Raw genomic sequence first — 4,462 nt, forward strand, 5'->3', positions numbered from 1 at the left:
GCGCAAGATTCACTCCAGAAATGACCAAGCGTGACAAGATGTTTTTTCAGCATATTGGTTTAATCGAATCTTAGTGTTCCTGACAAGGATACTTCTTGCATGACACTATTCGCTAACTTTTAGGTTTGACGAGCGTAGCTGGATGTTAATGAGCTCCAATTACTTTAAGTACCATTTCCGTGCTGGTAATTTAAGCATTCGTCCAATGGCAATTGTTGACTTAGGCTGGAGTGAGGTTTCCGAAAGTGAGTCTACTTACTTTAAGCGTGACAACCTTACTGAGCGTACTGTTGATTTAGGCTTAGGTTTAGAAATTGAAGGCTCTCATGAGTCTATTGGCTACTTATTCCAAGTAACCGCACGTCGTAATGTTTACAACAGCGCTGACTCTATTGGTGTAAACCTCAAGAATGCTCAGGGCTATATCTCTTACGACTTAGAGAATCGTCATGAGACCACCTTTGGTGCTAATGCTATGGTATCCAAGCGTATCATGCAAAACATGATTTTAGACGTTGGTGCTGGTGCAACAGCTTCAACCGATGGTTCTTTAGGTGTTAATGGCAATGCCCGTTTACGCTATCTTTTCTAAAAAGTTGCTAAACAAAATCTTAATCATATAGTCAAATCAATAGGGGTGCTCAAAAAGCACCCCTATTTTTTAGTTTATTAAAGAAGACAAAACTAGAAGTTGGACGATATAGACGAACAACTAATCGCCGTCATAAATCTTAATAATGTATTTGTGGTTATCTTTGTAGAAAAAGGCAGGATAGTTTTCATTATCAACAATACGTAAAAGGTTGAATTGTTCATTAATGCTTTTATTGATATCCAGCTCACTATCTTGTGCATTTCGTTTTCTATAAAAACTTTCTTGGCCAGATTGTTGAGTAGCTGTTAACTTCTCGTAGTTAGCAATAAACTCTTTACATAAATCGATGCAAGTTTGTGCTTGTAGTTCTCTAATCTCATCATTTAGCTCATAGCCAGTAAGCTTTACTGTTCTTTTAATATAGAAAGGGCCATTATCTGCCTGCTCATCAGCCTCAAATAAAGTAAAAACAATTTCGTTCTTACCTTCTAGGATTTGCCAAGCTACTGGGGCCCAGCCTTTACCTTGAGGCAAGTCTGCTGCATGTACTACGATATTGTGCTTATGCTTATTAAGAAACTCTTTGGTAATGATGCGGTGATAAGAAAGAATAAATACCACATCAAAATCAGGAGTAACATCCTCGTGTTTAAAGAACAAATCTATATTGTTTTCAGAAGAAAATTTCTGAGCATATGAGATAAACCATTGGTTGGGTGAGGTTAACACGCAAAACTTCATAGAAAAGGCTCGTTGATGATATGAATTGAGTATAAGTAATGAAGATTATAGAGGAGGATAATAATTTAATGAATAGGTGGTTGCTATAAATTAGAAAGGCCCCCACATACAATGTAAGAGCCTAATATATATAAAGGAAAACTAAAAATACGTTAATTCAATTAGCCAAGCATTGAAAGGGCTAATTGTGGACGGCTGTTAGCCTGCATTAACATAGAAGTTGCAGCCTGCTGAATAATAGACTGCTGGCTTAAGTTTGCAGACTCCTCAGCAAAGTCAGCATCACGAATACGGCTACGTGCATCAGACTGGTTAGCAGCTACGTTAGACTGGTTGCGGATTGAGGACTCAAGGCGATTCTGGATGGCACCTAAGCCTGAACGCTGGCCGTCAACGTGAGCAATCATCTTGTCCATGAGCTCAATAACAGCTTTAGCACCTGAGGCGGTCTGTAATTGAAGACCACTTGCAGCTGTAAATGCTGTCTTATTGTCTTTATCAACAGCACTTAAAATGCCAAGGAATCTAAAATTACCAACATCAAATGAGATAGCATCGCCATTGTTTGCGCCGACCTGCAAGGTCATTTGGCCTGCTTTGTTAGTGGCATTTTGTGCTGTGGTGTTGTAAATAGAACCAGCAGTAGCACCAACCAATAAAGTCTTGCCACCAAACTTAGTATCTTCTGCAATACGGGTAATTTCTGCCATTAAAGCAGCACCTTCAGCTTTAATTGCATCACGATCTTCTTTTGTGTTTGTGCCGTTTGCTGATTGTACAGCTAAAGTACGAATCTTTTGAAGCATGCCACTAGTTTCATCAAGAGCACCTTCAATGGTCTGAGCTAAAGCAATACCATCATTAGTGTTACGGTTGCCTTGGTTTAAACCGTTGATTTGAGTGGTTAAACGGTCTGCGATTTGTAAGCCAGCTGCGTCGTCTTTTGCAGAGTTAATACGCATGCCAGAGCTTAATCTCTGATAAGTAGTACTTAACTGATTTTGTACATTATTTAAATAGCGACGGCCATTTAAAGAAGATACGTTTGTATTTACGTAAACTGCCATTTTTATTACCTCTAATACCCTTTCTATAAGTTCACAAGGATATTATATAAAAAGCAAATAACCCCTTAAGACCACAATTTTTGCTTAAGGGATAAAATTATATGACAACCAGATAATTTTAATTAGCCAAGCATTGAAAGGGCTAATTGTGGACGGCTGTTAGCCTGCATTAACATAGAAGTAGCAGCCTGCTGGATAATGGACTGCTGGCTTAAGTTTGCAGACTCCTCAGCAAAGTCAGCATCACGAATACGGCTACGTGCATCAGACTGGTTAGCAGCTACGTTAGACTGATTGCGGATAGAGGACTCAAGTCGATTTTGGATGGCACCTAAGCCTGAACGCTGGCTATCAACAGCTGCAATCATCTTATCCATAAGATCGATAACAGCCTTTGCACCACTAGCAGTAGATAAGATAAGATTGCTTTGGTTAAATGCAGCTGTATTTTTACCTGCTTGGCTGTGAATGCCGTCGAAAGTAAAGTTGCCTACGTCAAATGAGATTTCATCACCATTATTAGCGCCTACTTGTAAAGTAACTTTACCGCCTGTAGATTTACCAGTAGCATTATAGATAGAATCGGCTGTACTACCACCATTAAGAACGGTCTTGCCACCAAACTTTGTTTGCTTTGCAATACGAGTAATTTCATCTTGAAGTGCCTTAGCCTCGGTATCAATGGCCTTACGGTCATCAGCGGTATTTGTACCGTTTGCAGATTGTACGGCTAAGGTACGGATCTTTTGGAGCATTGAGGAGGTCTCATCAAGAGCGCCTTCAATGGTCTGGGCTAGGGCGATACCGTCGTTGGTGTTACGGTTGCCTTGGTTTAAACCGTTGATTTGAGTGGTTAAACGATCTGCGATTTGTAAGCCAGCTGCGTCGTCCTTAGCAGAGTTAATACGCATACCAGAGCTTAAGCGCTGATAAGTAGTAGTTAACTGGTTTTGTACGTTATTTAAATAGCGACGGCCATTTAAGGAAGAAACGTTAGTATTTACGTAAACTGCCATTTTTATTACCTATAGATACTCTTTAATTAGTGAAAAAATCCCTTAAGACCGCATATTTGGCTTAAGGGATAAAATTATCTGACAATAAGATAATTTTAATTAGCCAAGCATAGAGAGGGCTAATTGTGGACGGCTGTTAGCCTGCATTAACATGGAAGTAGCGGCCTGCTGGATAATGGACTGCTGGCTTAAGTTTGCAGACTCCTCAGCAAAGTCAGCATCACGAATACGGCTACGTGCATCAGACTGGTTAGCAGCAACATTAGACTGGTTGCGGATAGAGGACTCAAGACGATTTTGGATGGCACCTAAGCCTGAGCGCTGGCTGTCTACCTTAGCGATCATAGCATCCATAAGGTCAATAGCAGCCTTTGCGCCTGATGCAGTACTTAATAAAATAGCAGTACCAGCTGCATTAGTTGCTTTGGTTGCGTTACCACCACCAGCATTTTTAACTTGAGCGGTAATATCTTTAAAGGTGAATGCGCCAACATCAAAGGAGATCTCATCACCCTTATTTGCACCTACTTGAAGAGTAAGCTTAGCGCCTTTACTTCTATCAGCTGATTGAGAACCATAAATAGTGTCTGCATTTGAAGCGCCATTTAGAACAGTCTTACCACCAAACTTAGTTTGCTGTGCAATACGAGTAATTTCAGCAACTAAGGCATTACCTTCGGTTGTTAAAGCCTTACGATCCTCAGCGGTGTTGGTACCGTTGGCTGATTGTACGGCTAAGGTACGGATCTTTTGGAGCATTGAGGAGGTCTCATCAAGAGCGCCTTCAATGGTCTGGGCTAATGCAATACCGTCATTGGTGTTACGGTTGCCTTGGTTTAAGCCGTTGATTTGAGTGGTTAAACGATCTGCGATTTGTAAGCCAGCTGCGTCGTCCTTAGCAGAGTTAATACGCATATGATCTAGTAAAATATAATCATATAAACAATTAAGCAAGTTTTAGTTGAAATCAAAAGGAGTTAGCAATGGCTAACAATAGTAAAATTACATCGACAGATATCGAACTGTTGTATGACCTTTTAAAG

At 40.3% G+C, this 4,462-nt stretch carries 5 protein-coding genes; 1 reads left to right on the plus strand and 4 read right to left on the minus strand.

All coding sequences use genetic code 11. The annotated features are described in order from the left end of the window. Nucleotides 1-148: 148 nt before the first annotated feature. Nucleotides 149-592 (plus strand): hypothetical protein, encoded by a 444-nt coding sequence (locus MXE38_RS11820; RefSeq protein ID WP_246915315.1) that lies wholly within the window; start codon nucleotides 149-151, stop codon nucleotides 590-592. A gap of 120 nt (nucleotides 593-712) precedes the next feature. On the opposite strand, the gene MXE38_RS11825 is transcribed toward MXE38_RS11820, so the two are convergent. The 4 genes from MXE38_RS11825 to MXE38_RS11840 form a co-directional block, all read right to left on the minus strand. Further along, nucleotides 713-1,336: a formyltransferase family protein gene (locus MXE38_RS11825; protein ID WP_246915318.1), complete on the minus strand. Its 624-nt coding sequence runs from the start codon at nucleotides 1,334-1,336 to the stop codon at nucleotides 713-715. 161 nt (nucleotides 1,337-1,497) lie between these two features. After that, nucleotides 1,498-2,403, minus strand: a complete 906-nt coding sequence (locus MXE38_RS11830) for a flagellin (protein WP_246915321.1) — start codon at nucleotides 2,401-2,403, stop codon at nucleotides 1,498-1,500. A gap of 122 nt (nucleotides 2,404-2,525) precedes the next feature. After that, entirely contained in the window at nucleotides 2,526-3,419 is an 894-nt protein-coding gene (locus tag MXE38_RS11835; protein ID WP_246915324.1) for a flagellin, read from the minus strand. A gap of 99 nt (nucleotides 3,420-3,518) precedes the next feature. Next, nucleotides 3,519-4,334 carry a flagellin gene (locus MXE38_RS11840; protein ID WP_246915327.1) on the minus strand — a complete coding sequence of 272 codons (816 nt, stop codon included), beginning with the start codon at nucleotides 4,332-4,334 and terminating at the stop codon, nucleotides 3,519-3,521. Nucleotides 4,335-4,462: the final 128 nt, after the last annotated feature.

The organism is Anaerobiospirillum sp. NML120448, from assembly GCF_023050945.1.
Taxonomy (GTDB): Bacteria; Pseudomonadota; Gammaproteobacteria; order Enterobacterales; family Succinivibrionaceae; genus Anaerobiospirillum.

What these genes read in the sequence shown, in the direction of transcription:
- MXE38_RS11820 (WP_246915315.1), top strand. Translation starts at nt 149, where the DNA reads ATGAGCTCCAATTACTTTAAGTACCATTTCCGTGCTGGTAATTTAAGC.
- MXE38_RS11825 (WP_246915318.1), bottom strand. Translation starts at nt 1,336, where the DNA reads ATGAAGTTTTGCGTGTTAACCTCACCCAACCAATGGTTTATCTCATAT.
- MXE38_RS11830 (WP_246915321.1), bottom strand. Translation starts at nt 2,403, where the DNA reads ATGGCAGTTTACGTAAATACAAACGTATCTTCTTTAAATGGCCGTCGC.
- MXE38_RS11835 (WP_246915324.1), bottom strand. Translation starts at nt 3,419, where the DNA reads ATGGCAGTTTACGTAAATACTAACGTTTCTTCCTTAAATGGCCGTCGC.
- MXE38_RS11840 (WP_246915327.1), bottom strand. Translation starts at nt 4,334, where the DNA reads ATGCGTATTAACTCTGCTAAGGACGACGCAGCTGGCTTACAAATCGCA.